General features: G+C 73.0%; 22 protein-coding genes. 14 read left to right on the forward strand and 8 right to left on the reverse strand.

Features of this window, described 5'->3' with window-relative positions:
- Positions 1 to 92 precede the first annotated feature (92 nt).
- Both C8054_RS00700 and acs read right to left on the reverse strand, forming a co-directional pair.
- Positions 93 to 2885, reverse strand: coding sequence for an immune inhibitor A domain-containing protein (locus tag C8054_RS00700; RefSeq protein ID WP_107154699.1), 2793 nt, complete (start codon positions 2883 to 2885; stop codon positions 93 to 95).
- A gap of 204 nt (positions 2886 to 3089) precedes the next feature.
- Positions 3090 to 5078, reverse strand: a complete 1989-nt coding sequence (acs, locus tag C8054_RS00705; protein WP_107154700.1) for an acetate--CoA ligase — start codon at positions 5076 to 5078, stop codon at positions 3090 to 3092.
- Between the two features lie 207 nt (positions 5079 to 5285).
- Between acs and C8054_RS00710 the strand changes: the two genes are divergently transcribed.
- A complete protein-coding gene (locus C8054_RS00710) occupies positions 5286 to 6032 on the forward strand; it encodes an oxidoreductase (protein WP_107154701.1) in 747 nt (248 codons plus the stop codon).
- Between the two features lie 90 nt (positions 6033 to 6122).
- Here C8054_RS00710 and C8054_RS00715 read toward each other — a convergent pair whose 3' ends face one another.
- The 3 genes from C8054_RS00715 to C8054_RS00725 all read right to left on the reverse strand — a co-directional run bounded on the left by C8054_RS00715 (position 6123) and on the right by C8054_RS00725 (position 9045).
- Entirely contained in the window at positions 6123 to 6929 is an 807-nt protein-coding gene (locus C8054_RS00715; RefSeq protein WP_107154702.1) for an HAD family phosphatase, read from the reverse strand.
- 418 nt (positions 6930 to 7347) lie between these two features.
- Complete coding sequence (locus tag C8054_RS00720) at positions 7348 to 8235, reverse strand: hypothetical protein (protein ID WP_107154703.1); 888 nt, start codon at positions 8233 to 8235, stop codon at positions 7348 to 7350.
- Positions 8236 to 8355: 120 nt separating this feature from the next.
- Positions 8356 to 9045, reverse strand: coding sequence for a hypothetical protein (locus C8054_RS00725; RefSeq protein WP_107154704.1), 690 nt, complete (start codon positions 9043 to 9045; stop codon positions 8356 to 8358).
- Between the two features lie 308 nt (positions 9046 to 9353).
- Here C8054_RS00725 and ssd point away from each other — a divergent pair, with 308 nt between their 5' ends.
- From ssd to C8054_RS00760, 7 genes are all read left to right on the forward strand, one after another.
- Positions 9354 to 10457 (forward strand): septum site-determining protein Ssd, encoded by a 1104-nt coding sequence (ssd, locus tag C8054_RS00730; protein WP_107154705.1) that lies wholly within the window; start codon positions 9354 to 9356, stop codon positions 10455 to 10457.
- Positions 10454 to 11665 carry a TadA family conjugal transfer-associated ATPase gene (locus tag C8054_RS00735; protein ID WP_107154706.1) on the forward strand — a complete coding sequence of 404 codons (1212 nt, stop codon included), beginning with the start codon at positions 10454 to 10456 and terminating at the stop codon, positions 11663 to 11665. The genes ssd and C8054_RS00735 overlap by 4 nt, the downstream gene beginning before the upstream one ends.
- The gene (locus C8054_RS00740; protein WP_233219411.1) at positions 11662 to 12519 is read left to right on the forward strand and encodes a type II secretion system F family protein; all 858 of its coding nucleotides are present in this window, start codon (positions 11662 to 11664) and stop codon (positions 12517 to 12519) included. The genes C8054_RS00735 and C8054_RS00740 overlap by 4 nt, the downstream gene beginning before the upstream one ends.
- Positions 12519 to 13247 carry a type II secretion system F family protein gene (locus C8054_RS00745; protein WP_107154707.1) on the forward strand — a complete coding sequence of 243 codons (729 nt, stop codon included), beginning with the start codon at positions 12519 to 12521 and terminating at the stop codon, positions 13245 to 13247. Before C8054_RS00740 ends, C8054_RS00745 begins: the two co-directional genes overlap by 1 nt.
- A 23-nt stretch (positions 13248 to 13270) precedes the next feature.
- Positions 13271 to 13438, forward strand: coding sequence for a DUF4244 domain-containing protein (locus C8054_RS00750; protein WP_013283643.1), 168 nt, complete (start codon positions 13271 to 13273; stop codon positions 13436 to 13438).
- Positions 13439 to 13590: 152 nt separating this feature from the next.
- Positions 13591 to 13908 (forward strand): TadE family type IV pilus minor pilin, encoded by a 318-nt coding sequence (locus tag C8054_RS00755; RefSeq protein ID WP_107154930.1) that lies wholly within the window; start codon positions 13591 to 13593, stop codon positions 13906 to 13908.
- A gap of 320 nt (positions 13909 to 14228) precedes the next feature.
- Positions 14229 to 14588 carry an Rv3654c family TadE-like protein gene (locus C8054_RS00760; protein WP_107154708.1) on the forward strand — a complete coding sequence of 120 codons (360 nt, stop codon included), beginning with the start codon at positions 14229 to 14231 and terminating at the stop codon, positions 14586 to 14588.
- 201 nt (positions 14589 to 14789) lie between these two features.
- On the opposite strand, the gene C8054_RS00765 is transcribed toward C8054_RS00760, so the two are convergent.
- From C8054_RS00765 to C8054_RS00775, 3 genes are all read right to left on the reverse strand, one after another.
- Entirely contained in the window at positions 14790 to 15368 is a 579-nt protein-coding gene (locus C8054_RS00765; protein WP_107154709.1) for a hypothetical protein, read from the reverse strand.
- 207 nt (positions 15369 to 15575) lie between these two features.
- Positions 15576 to 15782, reverse strand: a complete 207-nt coding sequence (locus C8054_RS00770) for a hypothetical protein (RefSeq protein ID WP_107154710.1) — start codon at positions 15780 to 15782, stop codon at positions 15576 to 15578.
- Positions 15783 to 16121: 339 nt separating this feature from the next.
- Positions 16122 to 18680 (reverse strand): DEAD/DEAH box helicase, encoded by a 2559-nt coding sequence (locus C8054_RS00775; protein ID WP_107154931.1) that lies wholly within the window; start codon positions 18678 to 18680, stop codon positions 16122 to 16124.
- Between the two features lie 134 nt (positions 18681 to 18814).
- Here C8054_RS00775 and C8054_RS00780 point away from each other — a divergent pair, with 134 nt between their 5' ends.
- The 6 genes from C8054_RS00780 to topA all read left to right on the forward strand — a co-directional run bounded on the left by C8054_RS00780 (position 18815) and on the right by topA (position 26626).
- Positions 18815 to 19165, forward strand: a complete 351-nt coding sequence (locus C8054_RS00780) for an STAS domain-containing protein (RefSeq protein ID WP_107154711.1) — start codon at positions 18815 to 18817, stop codon at positions 19163 to 19165.
- Positions 19165 to 19602, forward strand: coding sequence for an ATP-binding protein (locus C8054_RS00785; protein WP_107154712.1), 438 nt, complete (start codon positions 19165 to 19167; stop codon positions 19600 to 19602). The genes C8054_RS00780 and C8054_RS00785 overlap by 1 nt, the downstream gene beginning before the upstream one ends.
- Before the next feature lie 294 nt (positions 19603 to 19896).
- On the forward strand, positions 19897 to 22245 hold the full coding sequence (locus tag C8054_RS00790; RefSeq protein ID WP_107154713.1) for a sodium-translocating pyrophosphatase: 2349 nt from the start codon (positions 19897 to 19899) through the stop codon (positions 22243 to 22245).
- 101 nt (positions 22246 to 22346) lie between these two features.
- The gene (locus C8054_RS00795; RefSeq protein WP_107154714.1) at positions 22347 to 22886 is read left to right on the forward strand and encodes a hypothetical protein; all 540 of its coding nucleotides are present in this window, start codon (positions 22347 to 22349) and stop codon (positions 22884 to 22886) included.
- Positions 22877 to 23491, forward strand: a complete 615-nt coding sequence (locus C8054_RS00800; RefSeq protein WP_107154715.1) for a hypothetical protein — start codon at positions 22877 to 22879, stop codon at positions 23489 to 23491. Before C8054_RS00795 ends, C8054_RS00800 begins: the two co-directional genes overlap by 10 nt.
- 315 nt (positions 23492 to 23806) lie before the next feature.
- The gene (gene topA, locus C8054_RS00805; protein WP_107154716.1) at positions 23807 to 26626 is read left to right on the forward strand and encodes a type I DNA topoisomerase; all 2820 of its coding nucleotides are present in this window, start codon (positions 23807 to 23809) and stop codon (positions 26624 to 26626) included.
- The last annotated feature ends 70 nt before the right edge of the window (positions 26627 to 26696 follow it).

Consider the following 26696-nt stretch of genomic DNA (forward strand, 5'->3'; position numbering starts at 1 on the left):
CGGGCCGGGAGCGCTACCGCTCCCGGCCCGTCCGTCATCCGGCTCGTTCGGCCCGTATTCCGGGCATTCCGGTTCCGGTTTGAAGGTGTCGATCAGCTCCGCGGCGGAACCACGTACACCTGGGCGTACGCGTTGTCCTTGGCGGCGCGCTTGATGATGATCGACGTGCCGTACCCGACGCCCGCGTCACCCGGATTACCGGTGCCGAGCACGATCGCCCCGCCACCCAGCGTCGAACCGTAGTAGTCGGTCGCCGGGGTGCCGTCCGGGTTCACCACCCGGGTCGTGTACTGCTGGTTGCCCTTCGACGGGACCACCACCGAGGCGTCGTTGTCCCGCGCGTACGGCGAACCGTCGCGGATCTCGATGCCCGGGTACCAGCCCTTGTTGTCGGTGAAGCCGCGCACCGGCGCCTGCGCGCCGAACTTCGTGCAGTACTCGCTGTACGGCTCGTCGGCCGCCTCCAGGCACTCCTTGAACGGGTACGTCGGCGTCAGGCCGAACGCGGCGTTCGAGGACTGCGGCCGGCTGGGCAGGTTCTTCAGCACCGACGGGTCCTTCTCGGCCGCCGCGCCCTTGCGACGCAGCGGGTCGTTGTGCGAGTCGACGATCAGCAGCCCGCCCTTGGCGCCGTAGCTGGGCAGCGCGGTCATCTGCGCGGTGACGTGGTTGACGTCGCCCAACTCGGTGTCCCGGTACCAGACCAGCATGCCGGGCGCGTTGTAGGAGATCCGGTCGACCTTCCACGCCTCGTGCGAGTAGACGGTGTCGTAGGCGTACTTCAGGCCCTTGTCGAAGCCGTCGAAGTTGCGCCACTCGGCGAGGTAGTAGTGCGAGCGGACCTGGGTGCCCGAGTCGACGTGCCAGCCCGCGCCGGTGGTGTCGGTGAACGTGCCGCCGGTCTGGGTCCAGCCGGCCGTGCCGCCCTCGACGTCGTCGCTCCACGTGGTGGCGCCGCCGCCGGTCACCGAGAAGTCGTCGGCGAACCAGCCGCGCTCCTGGAACGCCTCGTCGGTGGCGTACCGCAGCCGCACCTGCACGGTCTGCCCGGCGTACGGCGACAGGTCCACGTAGTCGTGGCGCCAGCCGCCGGTGCTGCCGGTCAGGCCGTACTTCTTGTTGCCGAAGTCGACCATCCGGCCGTTCGGGTCGGCGTAGCCGTCATCGGTGGAGACCAGCGCGCCGGAGGAGTCGTACACCTTGCGCTCGGTCCAGGTGGCGCCGCCGTCCGTGGAGACCTCGACGAAGCCGTAGTCCCAGTCCTCCTCGATGACGTAGTCGTTCCACATCCAGAACTTCGCATCGGCGGCGTTCGGGACGCTCACCGTGCGGCTCAGCTTGACGTCCGCCCATGCCTGGTCGGCGCCGGAGTACCACATGTTCGCGCCGCTGTGCGGCTCGGCCAGCGTGATCACCTTGTCCGGCAGGTCGATCTTGATGCCGTCCTCGGTGCCCACCGGCGTACGCGAGGTCTGCCCGAGCTTGACCAGCTTGGCCCGGTCGCCCGGCCCGAACGTCTTCGGCTCGGCCCAGCCCAGCACCCACTTGTCCCAGAGGCCCATGTGGGTGGGGAGCGCCTGGAAGATCTCACCGGAGTGCGAGCCGGACGCCATCAGGTCCCAGAAGTCCACGTCGGAGTCGGCGTTGCCGGACGTGTCGTAGAGGTCCGGCAGGCCCAGGTCGTGCCCGAACTCGTGGGCGAAGACGCCGACACCGGCGTCCTCCGGCTGCACGATGTAGTTCGACACCTTCAGGCTCGTGCCCGGGATGGTGTAGCCACCGGCCACGGTGGAGGAGTGCGCCCAGACCGCGTAGACGCCGACGTCGCCGCCACCGCGGGACTTGCCCTGGTTGGCGTGCACCAGCACCAGGTGGTCGATCACGCCGTCCGGCTCGTGGAAGTTGCCGTCGCCGTCGCGGTCGCTCTGGTCCTCGATGTCGTAGTCGGCCCAGGGGAAGTTCGGGTCGGCGGCGGCCAACGCGTCGATCGCGTCGGTGGCGAGCCGGCCCGCGCCCTGCGGATTGTCCGGGTGACCGTTCATCGACTGCTCACGGCCGGCGACCCAGTTGCCGTTCTCGTCCTGGAAGCAGCGCGAGGCGGCGTACCAGCCCTCCGAGTGCGGCACCGTGATCCACGGGCTGGCCTGCCCGTCCACGGTGTACGCGTTCTTGGACATCTCGAGGTACATGTTGTGCATGGTCCGGCCGGCGAGGCTGATGCCCGGCTTGCCGTCCGGCCCCTTGAGGTCCTTGCGGACCCGCTCGGTGATGCCCTGCTTGGTGTAGAGCATCTTGTCGTAGTGGGCCGGCGAGAAGTCCGGCACCCACATCGAGTTGTTGTCCTTGTGCGGCAGCGTGGCCGGGTTCGGGATGGTGTTGTGCCGCGGCCCGTTCTGCACCGTGCCGGGCACGCAGGTGCGGTCCTCGAAGACCGTCTTCGGCACCATCACGCCGGTGAAGTCGTCGTTGGCCTTGTCGTTGAACTCCACCAGCAGCGTCAGCAGCTTGGCGGTCTGGGTGTTCTTGGCCTTCTTGATCTTGCGGGGGCTCTGGCCGGTCCGGATCGACTTGGCCTCCAGCTTGGCCAGTTCCCGGGCCGCGATCGGGTTGCCGCCGGCGTACTTGCGGTCGTAGGCGCGGGCCTCGTCCGCCGGTGCGGCGAAGACCCCGTCCTTGCCCTTGGCCTCCTTGCCGCCGGTGTCCGGCTGCACCTCCGGCTCGGCGTAGTTGATGTAGAACTCGTCCGCCGCGATGGTGGCCGGCGCGGACCGGGACGGCTGAGCCGACGCACTACCCGTCACGGTCAGCGACGTGGCCGCGAGGGCGATGGCGGGCAGCGCGACGAGTAGTCGTCGGCGGGCCCGGGACTGCGAACTGGCGAGCATGCCACTCCGTTCGTAGGGAATGGTGAGGGACCGGCCGTCTCAGTGACGCGTGTCGAAATTTGCCGGTGCGGCTGAACGTAGCCGACGGGAAGCGCCATCGACAGGGGTGAACAGGCCAGTACTCCTCCGCCGATCGACCGGCCCGGCGCCGGGTACGACGAAGGGCGGGCCGCCGCGCGACCCGCCCCTGCCGTACCGGTGTCGTCAGTCCTCGTCGGACTTGCCGCCACTCATCCCCGACGAGATCAACTCCATCACCGAGGAGTCCTGCAACGTGGTCACGTCGCCCAGCGACCGGTTCTCCGCCACGTCCCGCAGCAAGCGGCGCATGATCTTGCCGGAGCGGGTCTTCGGCAGCTCCGGCACCAGCATGATCTGCCGCGGCTTGGCGATCGGGCCGAGCGTCCGCGCCACGTGGTTGCGCAGCTCGGCGATGAGCTGCTCGCCCGCGTCACCGGTGATCTCCGCGCTGCCGCGCGGAATGGCGAACGCGACGATGGCCTGCCCGGTGGTCGGATCGGTCGCGCCGACCACCGCCGCCTCCGCCACCGAAGGGTGGCTGACCAGCGCCGACTCGACCTCCGTGGTGGAGATGTTGTGCCCGGACACCAGCATCACGTCGTCGACCCGGCCGAGCAGCCAGATGTGCCCGTCGTCGTCCTTCTTGGCGCCGTCACCGGCGAAGTAGACCCACTTGTCGCCGACGTTGGCGCCCGCCCCGAACCGCGACCAGTACGTCTCCAGGAACCGGTTGTCGTCACCCCAGATGGTGCGCAGCATCGACGGCCACGGCTCGGTGAGCACCAGGTAGCCACCCCCGCCGTTCGGCACCGACTCACCCTGGTCGTCGACCACGTCGGCGACCACGCCGGGCAGCGGGGTCATCGCCGAACCCGGCTTCGCCTCGGTCACCCCCGGCAGCGGCGAGATCATCATCGCCCCGGTCTCGGTCTGCCACCAGGTGTCGACCACCGGCAGCTCACCGCGCCCGACGTACTGCCGGTACCAGATCCACGCCTCCGGGTTGATCGGCTCACCGACGCTGCCGAGCAGCCGCAGCGACGACAGGTCGTAGCCCGCCGGGATGTCCTCGCCCCACTTCATCATGGTGCGGATCAGCGTCGGCGCGGTGTACAGGATGCTGACCCGATACTTGTCGACGATCTCCCAGAACCGGCCCTTGTGCGGGGTGTCCGGCGTGCCCTCGTACATGACCTGGGTGGCGCCGTTGGAGAGCGGGCCGTAGACGATGTAAGAGTGCCCGGTCACCCAGCCGATGTCGGCCGTGCACCAGTAGACGTCGGTCTCCGGCTTCAGGTCGAACACCGCGTGCGTCGTGTACGACGTCTGGGTCAGGTAGCCGCCGGTGGTGTGCAGGATGCCCTTCGGCCGGGCCGTGGTGCCGCTGGTGTAGAGAATGAACAGCGGGTGCTCGGCGTCGAACGCCTGCGCCTCGTGCTCCGGCGCGGCGGTCTCCACCGTCTCGTGCCACCAGTGGTCCTTCGCCGACCAGCCGACCTCCTCGCCGGTGCGGCGCACCACCAGCACGTGCTCCACGGACGGGCAGTTCGCCACCGCCTCGTCCACGGTCGGCTTGAGCGCCGACGGCTTGCCCCGCCGGAAGCCGCCGTCCGCGGTGATCACCACCTTGGCGCTGGCGTCCTGGATCCGGTTGGTCAACGCGTCGGCGGAGAAGCCACCGAACACCACGCTGTGCGTGGCGCCGATCCGGGCGCAGGCGAGCATCGCCACCGCCGCCTCCGGGATCATCGGCAGGTAGATCGCCACCCGGTCGCCGGCCGTCACGCCCAGCTCGGTCAGCGCGTTCGCCGCCTGGCAGGTGAGCCGGTGCAGGTCCGCGTAGGTGACCGTGCGGGTGTCGCCCGGCTCGCCCTCCCAGTGGATTGCCACCTTGTCGCCGTGGCCCGCCTCCACGTGCCGGTCCAGGCAGTTGTACGCCACGTTCAGCCGGCCGCCGGTGAACCACTTCGCGAACGGGGCGTTCGACCAGTCGAGCACCTGCTCCCACGGCTCGGCCCAGCTCAGCCGGCCGGCCTGACGCGCCCAGAAGGCGAGCCGGTCGGCGGCCGCCTCCTCGTACGCCTCCGCGGTCACGTTGGCGTTCGCGGCGAGTTCGGCCGGCGGCGGGAACTGGCGCGTCTCGTTCAGCAGATTGGCCAATGCCTCGCTCATACGGTGGCTCCTTCGTCGCGTGACCTGCGTCTCCCTACTCCGGGGAAGGTTAGCCCCGCCGTACCCGACCCGCGACCGCCCGCCCCGCTCCGCGCGCTCAGCGGCTCCCCCTCCGCGCCGAGGTGCAAGGCGGGGGCCCCGCTTAACGCATTCGGTAGAGGAAGGGCCCCTTCTTAACACCCGCGACCGTGTCGCTAGCGTGACGGGGTGACCACCGATCCGCTCGCCCCGCTGCTCGCGCTCGCCGACGTCGCGTCCGCCGTCGAGCAGGCCCGCGACCGGGTCGACCAGGCCCACCGGCACCGCGCGCTGCGCCGCCAGGGCGGTCCGCTCGCCGCCGAGATCAGTCTCCGCTCGGCCGTGGCCAGCGCCGCGCTGGAGGGCCGGGACCACGACCGCGAGGAGGTACGCGCCGGCACCGTCACCGACCCGGTGCTCCAGGGCGCGCTGCGGGTGGCCGGCGCGCTGCCCGGCCTGAGCGACCTCTGGCCGAAGGCGCCCCGACAGGTGCTCGCCCGGCTGCACGTGCTCGCCGCCCGGGACGTGGTGACCGAGGAGGAACTGGGACGCCCGGTCGCCGACCCGGTGGTGGCGGCCCGCCTCGACGGCCTGTCCGGCCTGGTGGCCGGCGGCACGAAGGTACCGCCGTTGGTGCTGGCCGCCGTCGTGCACGGCGAACTGCTGAACCTGCGCCCGTTCCCGGGCCCCTCCGGCGTGGTCGCCCGCGCCGCCGCGCGACTGGTGCTGATCTCCACCGGGTTCGACCCCCGCGGGCTGGTCGCGGTGGACGTCGGGCACCGTGAGCGGGAACCGGAGTACGTCGGCGCGGCCGGCGCCTTCGCCACCGGCACCCCGGACGGCCTGCGCTCCTGGCTGCGGCACTACATGGCCGCGGTGGAGGTGGGAGCGGAGCAGATCACGCTCGTCGGCGACGAGATCCTCGCCGCCTCCTGACGCGCGCTGCCTCCCGGCAGCTTTCCCGGCTCCTGGGCGCGTGCAGCCTTCTTTGGGTGGTGCCTTTTCCGGCGGTCGCGGCCGAACGGGTCAGGCGGTGGGCGCGACGGCCCTGGTACGGCGGTGCCGGCCGTACCAGGCGATGCCGATGGCGACTCCGACACCCACGCCCAGCGCCGCCGCCGCGACCGGTACCGCCGGCCGCTCCCGCAGTCGGCGGCCCAGCGGGATCGGGTGCCGGAACTCCAGCACCGGCCAGGCGTTCTCCAGCGCCAACCTGCGCAGCGCCCGGTCCGGGTTGACCACGGACGGGTGGCCCACGCACTCCAGCAAGGGCCGGTCACTGTACGAGTCGGAGTACGCGTACGACTCGGCCAGGTCGTAGTCGCGCTCCTGGGCCAGCTCACCCACGGCATCGACCTTGCTCGGGCCGGCCGCGTAGAACTCGACCTCGCCGCTGTAGCGGCCCTCGACGACCGCCATCCGGGTGGCGATCACGTCGGTCACCCCGAGCAGCTCGCCGATCGGCCGAACCATCTCCTCGCCCGAGGCGGAGACCAGCACGACGTCCCGGCCGGCAGCCTGGTGCTCCTCGATGAGGGCGGCGGCTTCGGCGTACACATAGGGGTTGATCAGCTCGTGCAGCGTCTCCGCGACGATCTGGCGGACCTGCTCCACCGGCCAGCCCTTACAGAGCGTGGCCAGATAGTCCCGGGTACGGGCCATGGTCTGCTCGTCGGTGCCGCCCAGCCGGAACATCAGCTGCGCGTACGCCGACTTGACCACGTCACGCCGAGTGATCAGCCCGTCCCGGTAGAACGGCCGACCGAACGCCAGAGCGCTCGACTTGGCGATGACGGTCTTGTCGAGATCGAAGAAAGCGGCACCACGGCCCACGGCGCGAAAGTCTAGCCGGACGGGACGCCCACAGCCGCCCGGCCCGGACCCCTAACCTGAGGTGCACCCGGCCGAGTGACCCCGGTCACATGGAAGCGTAAGAAATTAGCTTTGCGTGGAGTGAACACCACTCGACGTATAAGGGTCGGCTGCGGCATGCTTGTCCTCACGACGGGAGTTCACGTCTCGTCGCTACTGGAGGCCTCGGCGGTTGCACCCCCCGTGACCGCTGAGTCGGTTCGGCTCGACCCCCCCGGAGCCGAACCACCCCGACGACCCCCGTCTCCCCCCGACGGGGGTCGTCCCTTTGTGTGGAGCGCTCCCGCCCAGGTGGGAGCGCCTTCCGGCTCGGCCAGTTCGGGCGTCGGTGTGGCGGAGCGGCCGACCCGTCGCCGGGCCGGCCGCTCCCATCGGCGGATCAGCCCTTGATCAGCTTGACGACCGCGGTGTCGTTGACCTCGACGTACTGGTTGTACTCGCTGTCGTAGCCCTGGGCCCTGGTGCTGACCTCCACGTCACCCTTGACGAACGGCACGGTGCCGGTCGGCGAGGCGGTGGCGGTCCAGGCCGCCGGGGTGCCCGGGGCGCAGTCCACGCGGGTGGTGAAGTCACCCCGGACGATGGTCTTCTTGACGATCTCGGTAACCGTGCCGTACAGCGCCACGGAGGTGGGCTGGTTGCAGGTGACCGTGCCGTGCACGACCGCCTTGCCGCTCACCGTGCTGGCCGTGCCCTGGGTGGCCACGGCGAGCGCGAGGTCCAGCGGCACCGGGGCCGGCGAGTTGGCGATGTGCACCTCGCCGCGGGCCGCCGCGGTGCCGCCCTCGCAGTGCTGCTCGAAGGTGGCGTCGAACGTCTGGACGTAGCCGTTCGGTCCGAAGACGGCGTTGAGCACGGTGAACGTGCCGGTCAGCTCGTTGCAGCCGCGGCCGTTCCCGTCCAGGCTCAGGCCGGGGCCCGCGCCGTTGAACGGGTAGCGGGTCGCGTTCTCGTAGGTGCCCGGGGTCAGCGGCTGGCTGCCCGGGGCGTCGAAGTCCAGGTACCACCAGTCGCCGCCGTAGCCGTTGACGTTGACCGACACGTGGCTGGCGTCGGTCGACGCGGAGGTGGTGAGCTGGTCGCCGTCGGCGACCGAATAGGCGTACGACCCGCCGCCGGTGATGTAGTCGCCCTGGTCACCGCTGAAGGTGACCGAACCGGACGCCACCGGCTGCGCCTGTGCCGGCGCGGCAGCGACCAGCCCACCCAGCGCCCCCGTGATCGACAGGCTGGCCGCCAGGGCCGCCCTCCGCCAGGTCTTGTGCATCCCCGCTCCTCTCGGTGAGACAGCTGGGCGGTCGTACCGCCCGAAAGTTGCTGTCGATCAATTACCGCACAGAGTGGTGATGTCGTTACACCGCGAGGACAAAGCGTCCGAAAGGGACAGTCAGCGGATCACGGCGCGCAGCGTCTGCCCGGCCGGCTCGAAGCAGGCGAGCCCGCGGCCCTGCTCGTCTGTCACCACCCACGGGTGGCCCACGTACGTCTGCTGCCGGTAGGACTGCCCCGCCTGGAGCACCGCGTACCGCTGGCGCCGGCCGTCGTAGTCCAACCAGTTGACGACCACGGGCGCGGTCCGGGCGTTGACGAAGTCGACGAAGGTCTCCGGCCCGCCCCCGCTGGAGCGCAGTGTCGACTCCCGGGACGCCGGGAGCGGGGTGAGTTCGCCGGGCCGGGACACCGGCGGCTTCGTCCGGCTGGCCGACGGCTTCGGCGCCGGCGGTCGGGCGGCCGGAGTGGTGCGGCGGGGCGGGGCCGGCGAGCGGGTCGGCAGCACGGCGCGGGTGGAGAGCGACACGGGCGCCGGGGAGTACGACTCGGTCGCCAGGTCCGCGGCCGGCGTGCCGGGCGAGGCCAGGATCGCCTCGGCGCCGCCGGGCGGCGGCAGGTCGGGGCGGCGGGGCATGGCGAAGAAGCTGAGCGTGCCGACCAGCACCACCACCATGACCCCGATCGCCACCGAGGCGAGCGTGGCCGGGGACGGGTCGCGGAGCCAGGCCTCGCCGCCGCTCGGCGGGGCCGGCCGGGCGTGGCGTCGGCCGGACGGGGTTCCGGTGCCGTGCGGTGAATCGGTCATGGCCTCGATTCCGCGAGCGGTGCCGTCCGTTCCACGGCAGGGGGCTCCGATTATGCGGGACGGGCAGCGTTCCCAGTCAATGGCTGGCGGGGCCACCGGTGCCGGCCGGTGAGCTGGGCCGGACCAGTCGTCCGGCCAACGTTCCCCGCCGATCCGGTCGCGCGGACGCATAGCAGATCGACTCGTTCGGCGAGGTCTGTCCACAAGCCCCTCCGTTGTCCACAGGCGAGCGGCTGCGGCACCCACCCGATCGACCCGATGGGCAGGCTCCACCACGGCACGTCCGAGTCCGACCGTTGGAGGCCGCCATGGCGCCCCGCACCCCGCTTCCGCCGTACCGTCGACTGCCCTTGCTCGTCACGGCCGACGGTGACCTGCTCGATGAGCTGTTGCGCCTGGCCGCGGCCGGCGGCACGGAGGTCGAGCTGGCGGCCGACCCGGCGGCCGCCCGCGCCCGCTGGGCGCCCGCGCCGCTGGTGCTGGTCGGCGCCGACCAGGCCGCGGCCTGTCTGCGGGCCCGCCTGCCGCGGCGTCCGCGCACGGTGCTGGTCGGGCGATCCGGCCAGCTCGATCCGGGTACGGAGCTGGCCGAGCTGATCGGCGCCGAGCACGTCGCGGCGCTGCCCGCGGCGGAGCCCTGGCTGGTCGACCGGTTCGCCGAGTGCGTGACCGGGCCGGTCGGCGCGGGCCCGGGCCGGGTCGTGGCGGTGCTCGGCGGGCGCGGCGGCGCGGGCGCCAGCGTGCTCGCCGGCGGGCTCGCGGTCAGTGCGGCCCGGGCCCGGCTCCGCACGCTCCTGGTCGATGCCGACCCGTTGGGCGGCGGCCTCGACCTGGTGCTCGGATGGGAGCAGCTCGACGGGTTGCGCTGGCCCGAGCTGGCCGGCGCCGACGGCCGGGTGGATCCACCGTCGCTGGTCCGCGCGCTGCCCAGCCGTGGCGACCTGGTGGTGCTCTCGTGGGACCGGGGGGACCTGCGGCACCTGCCGGCCGAGGCGATGGCCGCCACTGTCGACGCCGGCCGCCGCGGGCGGGACCTGGTCGTGCTCGACCTGCCGCGGCATCTCGACGACGCGGCGGTGATCGCCCTCCAGGCCGCCGACCGCGCGTTCCTCGTGGTGCCCGCGGAGCTGCGCGCCACCGCCGCCGCGGCCCGGGTGGCCGCCGTGGTGGCACCCCAGTGCGCCGACCTCTCGGTGATCGTGCGCGGTCCGGCTCCGGGTCGGCTCCGGGCGGCCGAGGTGGCCCGCGCGCTCGGCCTGCCGCTCGCCGGCACGCTCCGGCCGGAGCCCGGCCTGTGCCGAGGCCTTGAGCGCGGCGAGGCCCCGGGCGCCACCGGCAAGGGCCCGCTCGCCGTGCTGTGCCAGCGGCTCGTTGACGAGCTGACCGGTCGGTCCGCGGCGGGCGCGGCGTGACCGGCCCGGCCGATCCGGGAGAGCTGGCCGCCCGGGTCCGGCACCGCTTCGCCGCCGACGCCACCCCGGTCACCTCCGCCGCGGTGGTCTACGCGGTACGCGCCGAGCCGGGCGCCGGCGTGCTCGGCGACACCACTCTGCTGCGGATCGCCGACCGGGTGCACGACGACCTCGTCGGCGCCGGCCCGCTCGCGCCGCTCCTCGCCGACCCGCAGGTCACCGACGTGCTGGTGAACGGCGTCCGGGTCTGGGTCGACCGGGGGCGGGGCCTGCACCAGGTGGCCGTTCCGCTCGGCACGGTCGACGACGTACGCCGGTTGGCGCAGCGGTTGACCGCGGCGGCCGGTCGCCGGCTGGACGACGCGTCGCCCTACGCCGACGCGCGACTGCCGGACGGCACCCGGCTGCACGCCGTGCTGCCGCCGGTGGCGACCGACGGCCCCTACCTGTCGCTGCGGACCTTCCGGCAACGGCCGTTCACGCTGGCGGAACTGGTCGACCACGGCACCGTGCCCCGGCCGGTCGCCCCGCTGCTCGACGCGGTGGTGGCCGCCCGGCTCGCGTATCTGGTGACCGGCGGCACCGGCTCCGGCAAGACCACGCTGCTCAACACGTTGCTCGGGCTGGTGCCCGGCACCGAGCGGATCGTGCTGGTGGAGGACGCCGCCGAGCTGCGCCCGGTACACCCGCACGTGATCGGGTTGCAGGCGCGCACCGCGAACGTCGAGGGCGTCGGCGCGGTCGGCCTCAGCGACCTGGTCCGGCAGGCGCTCCGGATGCGACCGGACCGGCTCGTGGTGGGCGAGTGCCGGGGCGCCGAGGTGGTCGACCTGCTGGCCGCGTTGAACACCGGCCACGACGGCGGGGCGGGGACGCTGCACGCCAACGCCCCGACGGATGTGCCCGCCCGACTGGAGGCGCTCGGGATGCTCGGCGGGCTGCCGCGGATCGCGTTGCACGCCCAGGTCGCCGCCGCCCTGCAGGTCGTCCTCCAGGTACGCCGGACCGGCGAGGGGCGGGTGCTCGACTCGATCGGCCTGCTCCTCCCGGGTGGCCCCGACCGGGTGGTGACAGTGGTTCCGGCCTGGATCCGGGGCCGTGGTCTCGGCCTGGCCGCCCGGCCGCTCGGCAACCTGCTGCGCGAGCGGGGCGTGCCCGTGCCGCCGATCCTCTGTGCGGTCTGGCCCGATGCGGCAGGCCCCTCGTGACCGGCCAGCTCGTCACCGGCCAGCTCGTGACCGATCAGGTCGGGCTGGTGGTCATGCTGCTGGTCGGTGCCGCGGTGATGGTCGGCTGGCCGGTACGCGCCGGACGGACCCGACAGCGGGCGGTCCTCGACCCTGGCCCCGGCCGCCGGCCCACCCCTGACCGGCGGCTCACCTCGAGGTCAGGCGGTCGGGCTGCGTTCTCGACACGGCTCGCCCCTGACCGGCGGCCCGCCTCGACGTCGGCGGGTCTTGCTGCGTTCCGGACCGTCTCCGTCCGGCGGGTCCTGCCGGTGGCGGCGCTGCTCGGTGGCGGGGTGGGGGCGCTCCTCGGTGGGCCGGTGGCCGCGCTGGCACTCGCCGTCTACGGCACGCTCGCGGCCCGGGCGGCGGTACGCAGGCGCGCCCGGCAGGCGGCCCAGTCGGAGCACCGTCGTGACCTCGACCGGCTCGGTGCCGTCGCCGCCGATCTGCGGGCCGGTCTGCCCACCGGCCATCTGCTCGACAGCGGTGCGGGGCGGATCGCGCGGCTGACCCGGGCCGCGGTGCGACTTGCCGACCGAACCGGGGCGCCGCTGGCCGACCTGCTCGAACGGATCGAAGCCGACGCGCGCGCGGCCGACCGAGGGCTCGCCGCTGCCGCCGCCCAGGCCGCCGGCGCGCGGGCGACGGCGTGGCTGCTCGCTGCCCTGCCGCTCGGCGGGATCGGTCTCGGTTACGCCATCGGCGTCGACCCGGTGGCCGTGCTCCTGCACACGCCGGTCGGCGGTGGCAGCGCCGTGGCGGCCGTGGCCCTGCAGATGGGCGGGCTGCTCTGGGCGGAACGGCTCGGCGCCGGGCCAGGGCGGGCAGCCTGATGTCACGCGAGGTGGTCGCCGCCGTCTGCCTCGGCGGCGCCGCTTCCCTCCTGCTCGTCACCGGGGCCACCGCCCGGCCGCTCCGGCGGCTGCGCCGGCTCGCGCCGACCCCTCGGCAAGGCCGCCCGAGCTGGTGGCCGGACCGGATCCGGCTGGGTGCCGGCCTGACCGCCGTGGCCGTGGCGGTGGTCGCCGGTGGCTGGGCCGGCCTGCTCATCGGTCTGCTGGCCGGGGTGGCCGCCGACCGTCTGCTGCGCCGGATCGAGCCCCGCGCGGTACGGGAGCGTCGCCTGCGCGAAGCCGCGGACCTGCCGCTCGCCGCCGATCTGCTGGCTGCGGCGCTCCGGGCCGGCGCGCCTGTCGACCGCTCGGCGCTCGCGGTCGCCGAGGCGCTCGGCGGCCCACTCGCTGACCGGCTCGGCCGGGTGGGCCGCACGCTGGGCCTGGGCGGTACGGCGATCGAGGCGTGGGCGCACCTGCGCCCGATCTCCGGGGCGGAGAGCCTGGTGACCGCCGCGGTCCGCTCGTCGAACAGTGGCGCCGCGCTGGCCGGCGCGCTCACCCGACTCGCGGACGACCTGCGGGCGGAGCGCTCGACCGCGGCCGAGGCGGCGGCCCGCCGCGCGGGCGTGCTCATCGTGTTGCCGCTCGGGCTGTGCTTCCTGCCCGCCTTCATTCTCGCCGGTCTGGTACCGGTGATCGTCGCCGTCCTCGGCGACGTGCTGTGAACCATCGAGAAGGGACGTACGACATGCGCAAGCTCCTCACCCGACTGCGGGGTGACGCCGGCATGAACACCGCGGAGTACGCCGTGGGCACCCTCGCCGCGGTCGCTTTCGCCGGCATCCTGCTGAAGGTGCTCACCTCCGGGAACGTGCAGTCCGCGCTGACCGCTGTCATCGACCGGGCCTTGAAGTGACCGGGCGCCGGTGGGCCGGCCGACACCCTGGCCGGTGCGCCCGTGTTCCGGCCGCCCCGGTGGCGAGTGGCGGGGCGGCGTACGCCGTCCGGTGCGGCGCCGCCCGCCGTCGTCCCTGGGAAGTCCGGGAACGGGGGTCGTTCACCGCCGAGCTGGCGGTCGGCCTGCCGGCGTTGATGTTCCTGCTCGTGGCCGGCCTCACCGCGGTCGACGCGGTGACCACGCGTGCCGGCTGCGTCGACGCGGCCCGGGAAGCGGCACTCGCCGCCGCGCGGGGCGAGCCGGGTCTACCAGCCGCCACTCGGTACGCCCCGGCGGGTGCGGAGGTGACGTTGACCGTGACCGGTGACCGGGTGACCGCGACCGTCCGGGCACCTGTCCGGACGTTCGGCACGAGGCTGCCCCAGTCGACCGTCTCCGGCGCTGCGGTGGCCGCCGTGGAACCCGGCGCTCCCGGGCCGGCGTCGTGACACCGCAAACGCTGCGAAAGGCGGACAAACCACAAACGCCGGAGAAGCTGGGAATGCCGGCGGAGCTGGAAACGCCGAGGCGGCTGGGGACGCTGGGGACGTTGCCACCGACCGTCGGCTCAGCCGCCCGTGAGCCGCACCCGGATGAGCTGTCGGACCCGGCCGGGCCGCACCTTGCCAGAGCGGGCCCTGCCGCACCGGGCCTCGCTGGGCCGGGCCCTGACAGGCCGGGCTTCGCCGGGCCGAGTCCTGACGGGCCGAACCTTGCCAGGCCGAGCCCTGACGGGCCACACGCACGCGGACGACCCACCGGCTGGTCGGTGGACGAGCGGGGCGGGGCGACCGTGTGCCTGCTCGCCATCGGCCTGGTGTTCGTGCTCGTCGGGTTGTTCGGCGCCGGGCTCGGGGCTGCCCGGTGCGCGCGCCATCAGGCCCGGGTGGCGGCCGACTTCGGTGCGCTCGCGGGCGCGAGCCGGGTGCTCGACGGGGTGGACGCCGCATGCGGGTCGGCCGACGCGCTGGTGTCCGCCAACGCCGGCCGGATGACCGGCTGCCGGGTCGACGGCCTCGACCTGATCGTCACGGCGCAGGTACGGGTCGCGTCGCTACCGGGGTTGACGCGCGTCGCCACCGCCACGTCCCGGGCCGGCCCGGCGCGCGAACTCGCCGCCACGCCATGACCATCGCCTGCCGCCTGCCGCCTGCCGCCTGCCGCCTGCCGCCTGCCGCCTGCCCCTCGACACTGGTCTAGCTAACGGTTTCGCTACCGGCGGCCGGGCGGCGGTACCACCCGGCACCCGCCCGGCGGTCGGGCGACGGTACCCGCTCGGCGGTCGACCGGTGGAGCCCGCCGCGACGGGCCGCACCGATCGACGCCGGCGTCAGCGGGACTGGAGCGCGTCCAAGCCCACCGCCATGGCGATGACCAGGCGACGGTCGATGTGCGGGTGGTGGATGTCGACGACGTACCGGTCGCGCAGGCCCCACTTCTTGTCGACCGAGAACACCGGCTGGCCGCCGGCCAGGAAGTCGAAGTGGTAAGGCAGCCAGGAGAGCGAGTCGACGAAGCGGCGCAGCAGCGCCACCGGCAGGCTGCGCTCCTGTCCCGTCGCGGGCGGCAGACCGGGCTGCTCGACGTGCCAGGTCGAACGCAGCAGCGACTGGGCGAAGTCCTTGCGGAACAGGCCGATCGGGGTGCCGGCGTGGTCGGTCACGTCGTAGGTGGCGCCGAGGTCGAGCCGTTGGCGGGCCTTGAACCCCAGCAGGGGGTACTGCTTGGTGTCGTCGGTGTAGATGGTCACCTGCTCCTTGAAGGCGAGCCGCTTCTGCTGCGCGAACGCGAGCAGCCCGCCCTCGGAGCCGTCCGGTGCCACGGCGTGCACCTCGTACTGGTTGACCATCATCCGGATCCGCTGGCGGACGATGAACCGGTGCTGGGCCTGCAGGCTGTCGAGCGACATCTGATCTCCTTCGAGGGGTCGCCGGAGTCTCGCACAGCGCCGCCACCAGCGCGCACCTCTGGTCAGCCCCGCCGACGGCCTTGATCGACTCCCGCACGCCGAAGTGACGGCGCCGGTCATCGTCCGACACCGCCCTCGTGGTGAGCTGGCGAGACGCCACCCGACCCGACCGCGTTCATCGCACAGCGGTTCGTGCCGCGACGGCGGTCAGCGCCCGCCGTCGACCGTGGCCTTCATCGCCCACGTGTTGAGCACCTGGTGGATACCGCGCAGGCGTTCGTTGATCTGGTCCAGCCGCTCCGCCTGGGCCAGGTTCGCCAGCGCGGTACCCAGCGCTATCTGCTGGTCCGGGGTGAGGCTTTCCTGGTCGATGGTGTAGAGCAGCTCGACGGTCTCGGCGATCGTGTCGGCCACGGCGGCACCTCCGGCGGGACGGGTCTCGGGGTCGCGTCTGCGCTACCGGAATGATGCATGGAAGCGCTCCCATACATCAATGCCCCGCGACGCCCGTCCTCATGCACCCGTCCCACCCACCAGACTCACTCCTCCCGCCGACCCGCCCGTCGATCTTGCAGATGGCGCCCAGGCGTATCGGACGAACAGGGCGAGGTGTGGGCCGAAACTGCAAGATCTATGGGGCCGGGTGGGGACTGCGGGGTCGAGGAGCGGGGCGGCTCGGCGGTGAGGGAGAGGCCTCGCTCGCTGCGGTCACCGCCTCGGTGAGCCGAGGTGGTGACGCGTGATGCGGCTAGGTCAGTCCGTCGTGATGCGGTCGGTCGCCGGTCGCCGGGTTGCCCGGTCGTCCTGCCGTGGCAGCACCCCGTCACGCTCCTCCTGCGGCCCCGACCCGTCATCCGCCGCGACGTCACCCGGCGAGCCACCGCTCGTCGCCGCGACGACACCCGCCGCGTGAACGCCTACCGCGCCGACACCCGCCGCGTGAACGCCTACCGCGCCGATGCCGGCCGCACTGTCCGTCGCGCTGTCGGCCGCAGTGGCGAGGTTGGTGAGCACCACGTCGAGGACCTTGACGGCTTCCGGCTTGGCCAGCGGGTTGTTGCCGTTTCCGCACTTCGGGGACTGGACGCAGGACGGGCACCCGGTCTCGCACCCGCACTCGACGATCGCGTCGCGGGTGGCGCGCAGCCAGGCGGCGGCCGTCCGGTACGCCCGCTCGGCGAAACCCGCCCCGCCGGGGTGGCCGTCGTAGACGAACACGGTCGGGGCCTCGGTGTCCGGGTGCAGGGCGGTCGACAACCCGCCGATGTCCCAGCGGTCGCAGGTCGCCATCAGCGGCAGCAGGCCGATCGCGGCGTGTTCGGCGGCGTGCAGCGCGCCCGGCACGTCGGCGGCCTCGACGCCGGCACGAGCCAGCGACTCCGGCGAGAGCGTGAACCAGACCGCGACCGTACGCAGTTCGCGCGCGGGCAGGTCCAGCGGGCGGGTGTCGATCACCTCGCCGGTGGCGATGCGCCGGCGCTGGTACGACACCACCTGGCTGGTCACGTCCACCTCGCCGAGGAACAGCCCGACCGGGCCGGCGTCGACGTACGAGCGGACGGACACCACGGACAGCGAGGTGACGTCGCGCGCGTGGGTGGACCAGTCCGGCTCCTGGGCGTGCACCAGCGCGCAGCCGTCGGCCAGGTCGAGTGTGTCGACCACGTACGAGACGCCCTGGTGCAGGTAGACCGCGCCGGTGTGGAGCAGGAAGTGCGCGGAGCCGCCGTCGACGGTGCCGAGCAGCCGCCCGGTGGACTCCTCGACCACGCAGACCGGTGCGCCGCCCTCGCCGCGCAGGTCCACCTCGGGGCGTTCCCGGTGCCGCCAGTACCAGCCGGTGGGCCGCTGCCGCAGCGCGCCGGCCTCGACCAGCGAGTCCACCGCCTCCTTCGCGCCGTCGCCGAACAGGTCCAGGTCGGCGGCGGTGAGCGGGGCCTCGTGGGCGGCGCAGGCGAGTTGCGGCGCGAGCACGTACGGGTTGGCCGGGTCGAGCACGGTGGCCTCGACGGGACGCCCGAACAGCGCCTCCGGGTGGTGCACGAGGTAGGTGTCGAGCGGGTCGTCGCGGGCCACCAGCACCGCGAGCGCCTCGTCGCCGGAGCGCCCGGCCCGGCCGGCCTGCTGCCAGAGCGAGGCGCGGGTGCCGGGCCAGCCACAGATCAGCACCGCGTCCAGCCCGACCAGGTCGACGCCGAGTTCGAGCGCGTTGGTGGAGGCGAGCCCGAGCAGGTCGCCGTGCAGCAGCGCCCGTTCCAGCTCGCGACGCTCCTCGCGCAGGTAACCGGCCCGGTAGGCGGCGACCCGGTCGCCCAGCCCCGGCACCGCCTCGTCGAGCGACCGTCGCGCGTTCGCGGCGACCACCTCGGCGCCCTTGCGGGACCTGACGAACGCGAGCGTGCGGACCCCCTCGACCACGCTGTCGGCGAGCAGGTCGGCGGTCTCCCGCAGCGCGGACCGGCGCACTGACATCAGGTCGGCCTCCGGCGTGGCATCACCCGAAGGCAGCAGCGGCGGCTCCCAGAGCGCGAACGCCACCCCGCCGCGCGGCGACGTGTCCTCGGTGACGGCGGTGACGGGCAGGCCGGTGAGCCGCCCGGCCGCCGTCGCCGGGTCGCCCGACGTGGCCGAGGCCAGCAGGAAGACCGGCGTACGCCCGAAGCGGGCGCACTGTCGACGCAACCGCCGCAGCACGTGCGCGACGTGTGAGCCGAAGACGCCCCGGTAGGTGTGGCACTCGTCGATGACGACGTACGCGAGCCGGCGCAGGAAGCCGGACCAGTGGGCGTGCCCGGGCAGGATGCCGTGGTGCAGCATGTCCGGGTTGGTGAGCACGAACCGGGCGTGCCGACGGATCCACTCCCGTTCGGTGCGCGGGGTGTCGCCGTCGTAGGTGGCCGGGCGTACCCCGTCGAGGTCCAGGCCGGCGACGGCGCGGAGCTGGTCGGCGGCGAGCGCCTTGGTCGGGGCCAGGTAGAGCACCGTGGCGCGCGGGTCGGCGAGCAGCGTGCTCAGCGCGGGTAGCTGGTACGCCAGCGACTTGCCGGACGCCGTGCCGGTGGCGACGACGACGTGCTGGCCCGCGTACGCCAGCTCGGCGGCCTCGGCCTGGTGCCGCCACGGCGCGACCACGCCGCGTCGCGCGAACGCCGCCCGCAGCTCGGCGGGCGCCCAGTCGGGCCACGGCGCCGGCTCGCCGACGCGGGCCGGCACCCGCTCGACGTGGGTGACCGGGTCGGTGGCGTGGCGCAGCCGTAACCGGCGCAGCAGCTCGTCCGGCGTACGCCTCGGGCCGGGGCTGTCGTCGGTCACGTCCTGCACTCTCGCACTGGTGTTCGGAATTGGGAACCGCCGGGTCGGGGTATGGGGAGGGCCGGGCCGGTGACCCGAAGCGGTCGCACGGGGGGATGGTTAGATGCCCAGGAGAGTTTACCGAGGAGGGGCCGATGGAGCTGTCGCTGGCGACCCGCACCGTGGGGGAGCACACGGTGCTCGAGGTCGGCGGTGAGGTGGATGTCTACACCGCACCCCGCCTGCGGGAACGGCTCATCGAGTTGATCGACGGTGGGGCCCGCCACGTGGTGGTGGACCTGGGTCGGGTGGACTTCCTCGACTCGACCGGGCTCGGCGTGCTGGTCGGCGCGCTCAAGCGGCTCCGGTCGGCCAGCGGCTCGTTCGCGCTGGTCTGCGACAAGGAGCCGCTGCTCAAGATTTTCCGCATCACCGCCCTGGATCAGGTCTTCCCGTTGCACCCGACGGTCGACGCGGCCATCGCCGCCGACACCACCGGCGCGTGATGGCCACCGTCAAGCTCTCCTTCTCGCCGGCGCCGGTGCACGTGCGCACCGCCCGCCTGGTCGGTGTCGCGGTGGCCCGGCGGGCCGGGGTCCGTGAGGACCTGCTCGACGAGGTGCGGCTGGCCATCGGTGAGGCGTGCACCCGCGCGGTCGCGCTGCACCGGCAGTACGGGCTGGCGGAGCTGGTCTACGTGGAGATGTCCGACGGTGGGCCGTACACGGTGCGGGTGGTGGACCGGGCCCCGATCGAGGCCGGTCTCGGGTTGGCCGCGCTGGGCCCGGACGAGTTGGCGAAGGAGTCGCTCAGCGAGGACGCGCTGACCACCGGCGTGGGGTTCGCCCTGCTCGCCGGTTTCGTGGAGGACCTCCAGGTCCGCCCGGTCGACGAGGGCGTCGGCACCGAGGTCCGGATGGCCTGGCCGACCGGCCGCGGCTGATCAGATCGTTCCGCAGGCCGCGTTCCCCGCACGGGGAGCGCGGCCTCGTCGTGTTGACCGGCCCATATATCAGATTTCCTCGCATAACACAGTTACGAAGATCATCGAGACACGGTGCCCCCTCGATGTGACCCTCACCACGCCGGAGGGCTACAGTACCCGGGTTGTCAGCAAGTGATCGCTCCCCGCAGCCAGCGGGAACGGGTGGATGGCGCGCGCTGGCGAGTTCGCATCCAGGCGTCGGCCCGTGCGTCTCCACGAGCCGACGCGAGTGTTCGGTACAGGAGGACACAGATGTCCGGGACCTTGGCCGCCGACGGCGGCGCCCTGTCCCTTACCGGAGCCAACGTGACGTACGTCGTCATCGCCGCGGTCATCGCGCTGGTGGCGCTCGTCTTCGCCGCCGCCTTGACCAAGGCGGTACTGGCAGCCGGTACGGGAACCACCAACATGCAGGAGATCTCCGGGGCGGTGCAGGAGGGCGCGTCGGCGTACCTGCTGCGGCAGTTCCGCACCCTGGCGATCTTCGTGGTGATCGCCGTCGTGCTGCTGTTCCTGCTGCCGGTGCACGACACCGACGGGAACCAGACGCTGGTGAAGATCGGCCGGTCGGCGTTCTTCGTGGTGGGTGCGCTGTTCAGCGCGTTCATCGGCGGCGCCGGCATGTGGCTGGCCACCCGCGCCAACCTGCGGGTCGCCGCCGCCGCGCGGGAGCGCGAAGGTGGCCGCGAGGGCGCCATGAAGATCGCCTTCCGCACCGGCGGCGTGGTCGGCTTCCTCACCGTCGGCCTCGGCCTGTTCGGGGCGGCGCTCGTCGTCATCCTGTTCCGGGGCGACGCGCCGACCGTGCTGGAGGGCTTCGGCTTCGGCGCCGCGCTGCTGGCCATGTTCATGCGGGTCGGCGGCGGCATCTTCACCAAGGCCGCGGACGTCGGCGCGGACCTGGTCGGCAAGGTCGAGCAGGGCATCCCGGAGGACGACCCGCGCAACGCCGCCACCATCGCCGACAACGTGGGCGACAACGTCGGTGACTGCGCCGGCATGGCGGCCGACCTGTTCGAGTCGTACGCGGTCACGCTGGTCGCCGCGCTGATCCTGGGCCGGGCCGCGTTCGGCGAGGACGGCCTGGTCTTCCCGCTGATCATCTCCACCATCGGCGTGCTGGTCGCCATCGTCGGCGTGTTCATCACCCGGCTGCGCGCCAGCGACCGCAACGGCCTGACCGCGATCAACCGGGCCTTCTACCTCTCCGCGGTGATCTCCGCGGTGCTGGTGGCGATCGCCGCGTTCACGTACCTGCCGGCCACGTTCGGCGAGCTGGAGGGCGGGCTGACCGACGTCGACCGCAACCCGCGGCTGGTGGCCATCGGCGCGGTCGTGATCGGCATCGTGCTGGCCGCCGCGATCCAGGCGCTGACCGGCTACTTCACCGAGACCAACCGCCGCCCGGTGCAGGACATCGGCAAGAGCTCGCAGACCGGCGCCGCCACCGTCATCCTGGCCGGCATCAGCATCGGCCTGGAGTCGGCTGTCTACTCGGCGCTGCTGATCGGCGCCGGCGTCTTCGGCGCGTTCCTGCTCGGCGGCAGCTCGATCACGCTGTCGCTGTTCGCGGTCGCGCTGGCCGGCACCGGCCTGCTCACCACCGTCGGCGTCATCGTCGCGATGGACACGTTCGGCCCGATCTCGGACAACGCGCAGGGCGTCGCCGAGATGTCCGGCGACATCGACGAGCACGGCGCGCGCACGCTGACCGAGCTGGACGCGGTCGGCAACACCACCAAGGCGATCACCAAGGGCATCGCGATCGCCACCGCGGTGCTGGCCGCGACCGCGCTGTTCGGCTCGTACACCGACACGCTGCGGACGTCGTACGCCGACGCGGGCGTGGGCGACGTCGGCACCGAGATCCTCAACGCGCTGAACGTGGCCAACCCGCGCAACCTGGTCGGCCTGATCATCGGCGCGGCCGTCGTCTTCCTCTTCTCCGGTCTGGCCATCAACGCGGTCTCCCGCTCGGCCGGCGCCGTGGTGATGGAGGTCCGCCGGCAGTTCCGCGAGCTGCCCGGCATCATGGACCGCACCCAGCGGCCCGAGTACGGCAAGGTCGTGGACATCTGCACCCGGGACGCGCAGCGCGAGCTGCTGACCCCCGGCCTGCTGGCCATCCTGGCCCCGATCGCGGTCGGCTTCGGCCTCGGCCCGGGCGCGCTCGCCTCCTACCTGGCCGGCGCGATCGGCGCGGGCACGCTGATGGCGGTCTTCCTGTCCAACTCCGGCGGCGCCTGGGACAACGCCAAGAAGCTCGTCGAGGACGGCGCGTACGGCGGCAAGGGCTCCGAGGCGCACTCCGCCACCGTCATCGGCGACACCGTCGGCGACCCGTTCAAGGACACCGCCGGCCCGGCGATCAACCCGCTGATCAAGGTGATGAACCTGGTCTCGCTGCTGATCGCCCCGGCCGTGGTGGCCTGGAGCGTGGGCGACGACAAGAACCCCGCGCTGCGGATCACGATCGCCGTGGTGGCCGCGCTGATCATCGCGGCGGCGGTGGTGTTCAGCAAGCGCAAGGGCGTGGTGATGGACAGCTCGGACCACGGTGCGGGCACCTCGGACCAGCACCCGGAGACGGTGGGCGCCTGACCGACGGGACGGTTCCCGGCCGGCCCCGGTCGGCCGGGAACCGTCCCGTGCACGAAACCTGACCGGTGGCGGTTCCCCCCGGAGGTCGTACGCTGCAACGCATGCGTACGCGCCGGGCGGCAACCGCCGGAAAGCTCACGGTGGTCCTGGCCACGCTGGTCCTCGTCGCCGCCGGCTGCGGCGGCCCCAGCCCACGGGCCTGGGCCGCGTCGGTGTGCCAGGCGCTCACCCCGTGGCGCGCGGAGATCTCCAAGCTGACCAGCAGCACCCGGCAGCAGATGACCGCGCAGACCACCCCGCCGCAGGCCAAGGAGAACCTGGTGCGGTTGTTCGCCGGGGCGGAGCAGGCCAGCGAGACGGCCCGACGCAAGGTCGAGGAGGCGGGCGTGCCGGAGGTCGACCACGGCCCCGAGGTCTCCGCCGGGTTCCGTGGCTCGCTGAGCAAGATGCGGGACGCGTACGGGCGGGCCCGGACCACCATCGACCGGCTCGACACCGCCCAGGCCGGCCCGTTCTACGACGGCGTGCGCGCCGCCGTGGACACCCTGAACCAGGAGTACGACGCGAGCGCGCTGGACACCAGCAAACTCAACTCACCCGAGCTCAAAGAGGCCTTCGACGAGGTCCCGGAGTGTCGCTGACGCCACCCTCCCCGAATCCGAACCCGGCCCGCCAGCCCTCGCTGTTCTCCACCGAGGCGGCCGATCCCGCGCTGGCGGACCTCGCCGGCCTGCTCGCCGGGCCGGGTGAGGTGGTGCGGATGGGCGGCACGGCCCGGCTCTCCGTGGTGGTGGACGCGGCCTGGCGGGTGCACGTGCTGGTGGCCGAGTTGGGCGCCCGGGGTGTGCCGGCGGGCTGGGAGCCGACCGGGGACGGCCGGTACCGGGTGCGCACCGCGTACGCGAGCACGTTGACGCCGCTCGCCCGGGGCTGGCTGCTCGGCGCGGTGAAGCGACCGCCGGCCCGGTTCCACCTCGACGGGCGGCGGTTGCGGCTCTGGGCCGCCGCGGCCGGGGCCGCCGAACCGGCCGGGTTCCGGCTCGGGCTCGGCCCGGCCGACGAGCAGTGCTGGCCGGCGGTGCGCGCCGCGTTGGCCGTGGTGGGGCTGCCGGCCGCGTTCGTGGAGCCGGGCGAGGGCGGGCCCGCGTACCGGATCGGTGGGCGGCGGGTGACCCGGCTGGCGGAGTTGGTGGGGGAACGGCCGCCGGCCGCGCCGGCCGCCGACTGGCCGGGCCCGCACGGCTGACCCGCCGGCGCAACCCCGCCGGCTGTCCGATCGCCGACCGTTCCGGCGGCGGTTTGCGCAGGAATTCGACTGGAGCCGCCTCCGCCGGGGGGTGTGTGATCGTCACAGTGACCCGCCCGGCGCCCTACCCACGGTGTACGGTGGCGCCGTCCGGCAGGGTGCGGCCGGCGACCGCCGGGGAGGCGGGCCCGTTCGCCGCCCACGAAACCCGGGGCGCGGACGGCGCGTTACGTTGGACGTCCGGGCCGACCGCGGTCCGGGCGGGGCAACACGGCCCGGAGTGGGCGTGGCGTAGGAGTGAGGTCGGGGAGAGACGTGCCGAGCAACGCTGGAACCACCCGTCTGGTCATCGTCGAGTCACCGGCGAAGGCCAAGACGATCTCGGGCTACCTCGGCCCGGGGTACGTCGTGGAGGCCAGCTTCGGCCACGTCCGGGACCTGCCCCGTAACGCCGCCGACGTGCCGGCGAAGTACAAGGGCGAGCCGTGGGCGCGGCTCGGCGTCGACGTCGACAACGGCTTCCACGCGCTCTACGTGGTCTCGGCCGACCGCCGCCAGCAGATCAACAAGCTGGTGAAGCTGGCCAAGGAGGTCGACGAGATCTTCCTGGCCACGGATGAGGACCGCGAGGGCGAGGCGATCGCCTGGCACTTGGTGGAGACGCTCAAGCCCAAGGTGCCGGTCAAGCGGATGGTCTTCCACGAGATCACCAAGCCGGCCATCCAGGCTGCGGTGGCCAACCCCCGGGAGATCGACCGCGATCTGGTCGACGCCCAGGAGGCCCGGCGCATCCTGGACCGGCTCTACGGCTACGAGGTCTCCCCGGTGCTGTGGAAGAAGGTCATGCCGAAGCTCTCGGCGGGCCGGGTGCAGTCCGTGGCGACCCGGATCGTGGTCGAGCGGGAGCGCCAGCGGATGGCGTTCCGCACCGCCGAGTACTGGGACATCCTGGCCACCCTGGCGGTGGCGAAGCCGGGCGAGGGCCCGCGCACCTTCAACGCCACGCTCGTCGCGCTCAACGGCGACCGGATCGCCACCGGCAAGGACTTCGAGCCGACCACCGGCCGGGTGCGCGCCGGCGCGGGCGTCGTGCACCTCGACGAGGGCGGCGCCAGAGGGCTGGCCGCCCGGCTGGCGGACCGGCCGTTCACGGTCACCCGGGTCGAGGAGAAGCCCTACCGCCGTCGCCCGTACGCGCCGTTCATCACCTCCACGCTCCAGCAGGAGGCGGCCCGCAAGCTGCGGTTCTCGTCCCAGCAGACGATGCGCACCGCGCAGCGGCTCTACGAGAACGGCTACATCACCTACATGCGTACCGACTCGGTGAACCTGTCGGAGACCGCCATCGCGGCGGCCCGCCGGCAGATCGTCGAGCTGTACGGCGAGCGCAGCGTGCCGCCGGAGCCCCGCCGCTACACCGGCAAGGTGAAGAACGCGCAGGAGGCGCACGAGGCGATCCGCCCGGCGGGCGACAACTTCCGCACCCCGGGCGACGTGGCCAAGGAGCTGTCCGGCGAGGAGTTCAAGCTCTACGAGCTGATCTGGCGGCGCACCATCGCCTCGCAGATGACCGACGCGGTCGGCTCCAGCGTGTCGGTGCGCATCCGGGCCGTCTCCTCCGCGCAGGAGGAGGCCGACTTCGGCGCCACCGGCAAGACCATCACCGACCCGGGCTTCCTGCGCGCGTACGTCGAGTCGAGCGACGACGAGAACGCCGAGGCGGAGGACGCCGAGCGGCGGCTGCCCACCCTGGTCAAGGACCAGCCGCTGACCGCCGACGAGCTGGCCGCGCAGGGCCACCACACCCAGCCGCCGTCGCGCTACACGGAGGCGTCGCTGGTCAAGGCGCTGGAGGAGCTGGGCATCGGCCGCCCCTCCACGTACGCCTCGATCATGCAGACCATCCAGGATCGCGGGTACGTCACCAAGCGTGGCCAGGCGATGATCCCGACGTTCCTGGCGTTCGCGGTGATCGGGCTGATGGAGCGGCACTACCCGCGTCTGATCGACTACGACTTCACCGCCAGCATGGAGAACGAGCTGGACGAGATCGCCGGCGGCGACCACGCCGCGGTCGACTTCCTCACCTCGTTCTACTTCGGCAGCGCCAACGGCGCCGGCGACCAGGCCATCGCGCACGCCGGTGGGCTGAAGAAGCTGGTCACCGAGAACCTCAGCGAGATCGACGCGCGCAGCGTCAACTCGATCCCGCTGTTCACCGACGACGAGGGGCGCGAGGTCGTCGTCCGGGTCGGCCGGTACGGGCCCTACCTCCAGCGCGCGGTACCCGGCGAGCAGCAGGCGCCGGCCGCCCCGGCCGAGGGCGAGGAGGGCGGCTCCCAGGGCGACCGGGCGCCGATCCCGGAGGGCCTGGCGCCCGACGAGCTGACCCCGGAGAAGGTGCACGAGCTGTTCCTCGGCGGCGGGGGCGAGCGCAAGCTCGGCGACGACCCGTCGACCGGCGAGCCGATCCTGCTGAAGTCCGGCCGGTTCGGCCCGTACGTGGCCAGCGGGGAGCGCAAGTCGTCGCTGCTGCGCTCGCAGTCGCCGGACGACCTCACGCTGGAGCAGGCGCTGCGGCTGCTCAGCCTGCCCCGGCTGGTGGGCGTGGCCCCGGACGGCGGGGAGGTTCTCGCCAACAACGGCCGCTACGGCCCGTACGTCAAGCGTGGTGACGAGTTCCGCTCGCTGGACTCGGAGGACAAGATGTTCACCGTCACGCTGGACGAGGCGCTGGCGCTGCTGGCCGCCCCGAAGACCCGCCAGCGTCGGGCCGCCGCGCCGCCGTTGCGGGAGATGGGCGTCGACCCGCTCACCGAGAAGCCGCTGGTGATCAAGGACGGGCGCTTCGGGCCGTACGTCACGGACGGGGAGACCAACGCGTCGCTGCGGCGCGCGCAGACCCCGGAGGCGCTGACGCTGGAGGAGGCGTCGGAGATGCTCGCCGAGAAGCGGGCGAAGGGCCCGGCGCCGAAGAAGGCCACCAAGAAGGCCGCCGCCGCGAAGAAGACCACGGCCGCGAAGAAGACGACGGCCGCGAAGAAGACGACGGCCGCGAAGAAGACCACGGCTGCGAAGAAGGCCCCGGCGAAGAAGGCGGCCCCCCGGAAGGCGACCTCAACCCCCAGCGAGTGATCTTGGTTCGGATCCGCCCCAGATCCGGGTGGTGGGCGTGGGCGGTGGGCGTGTCGCGCCGGAAGCGAGG

Origin of the sequence: Micromonospora sp. RP3T (genome assembly GCF_003027925.1) — a bacterium.
GTDB lineage: Bacteria > Actinomycetota > Actinomycetes > Mycobacteriales > Micromonosporaceae > Micromonospora.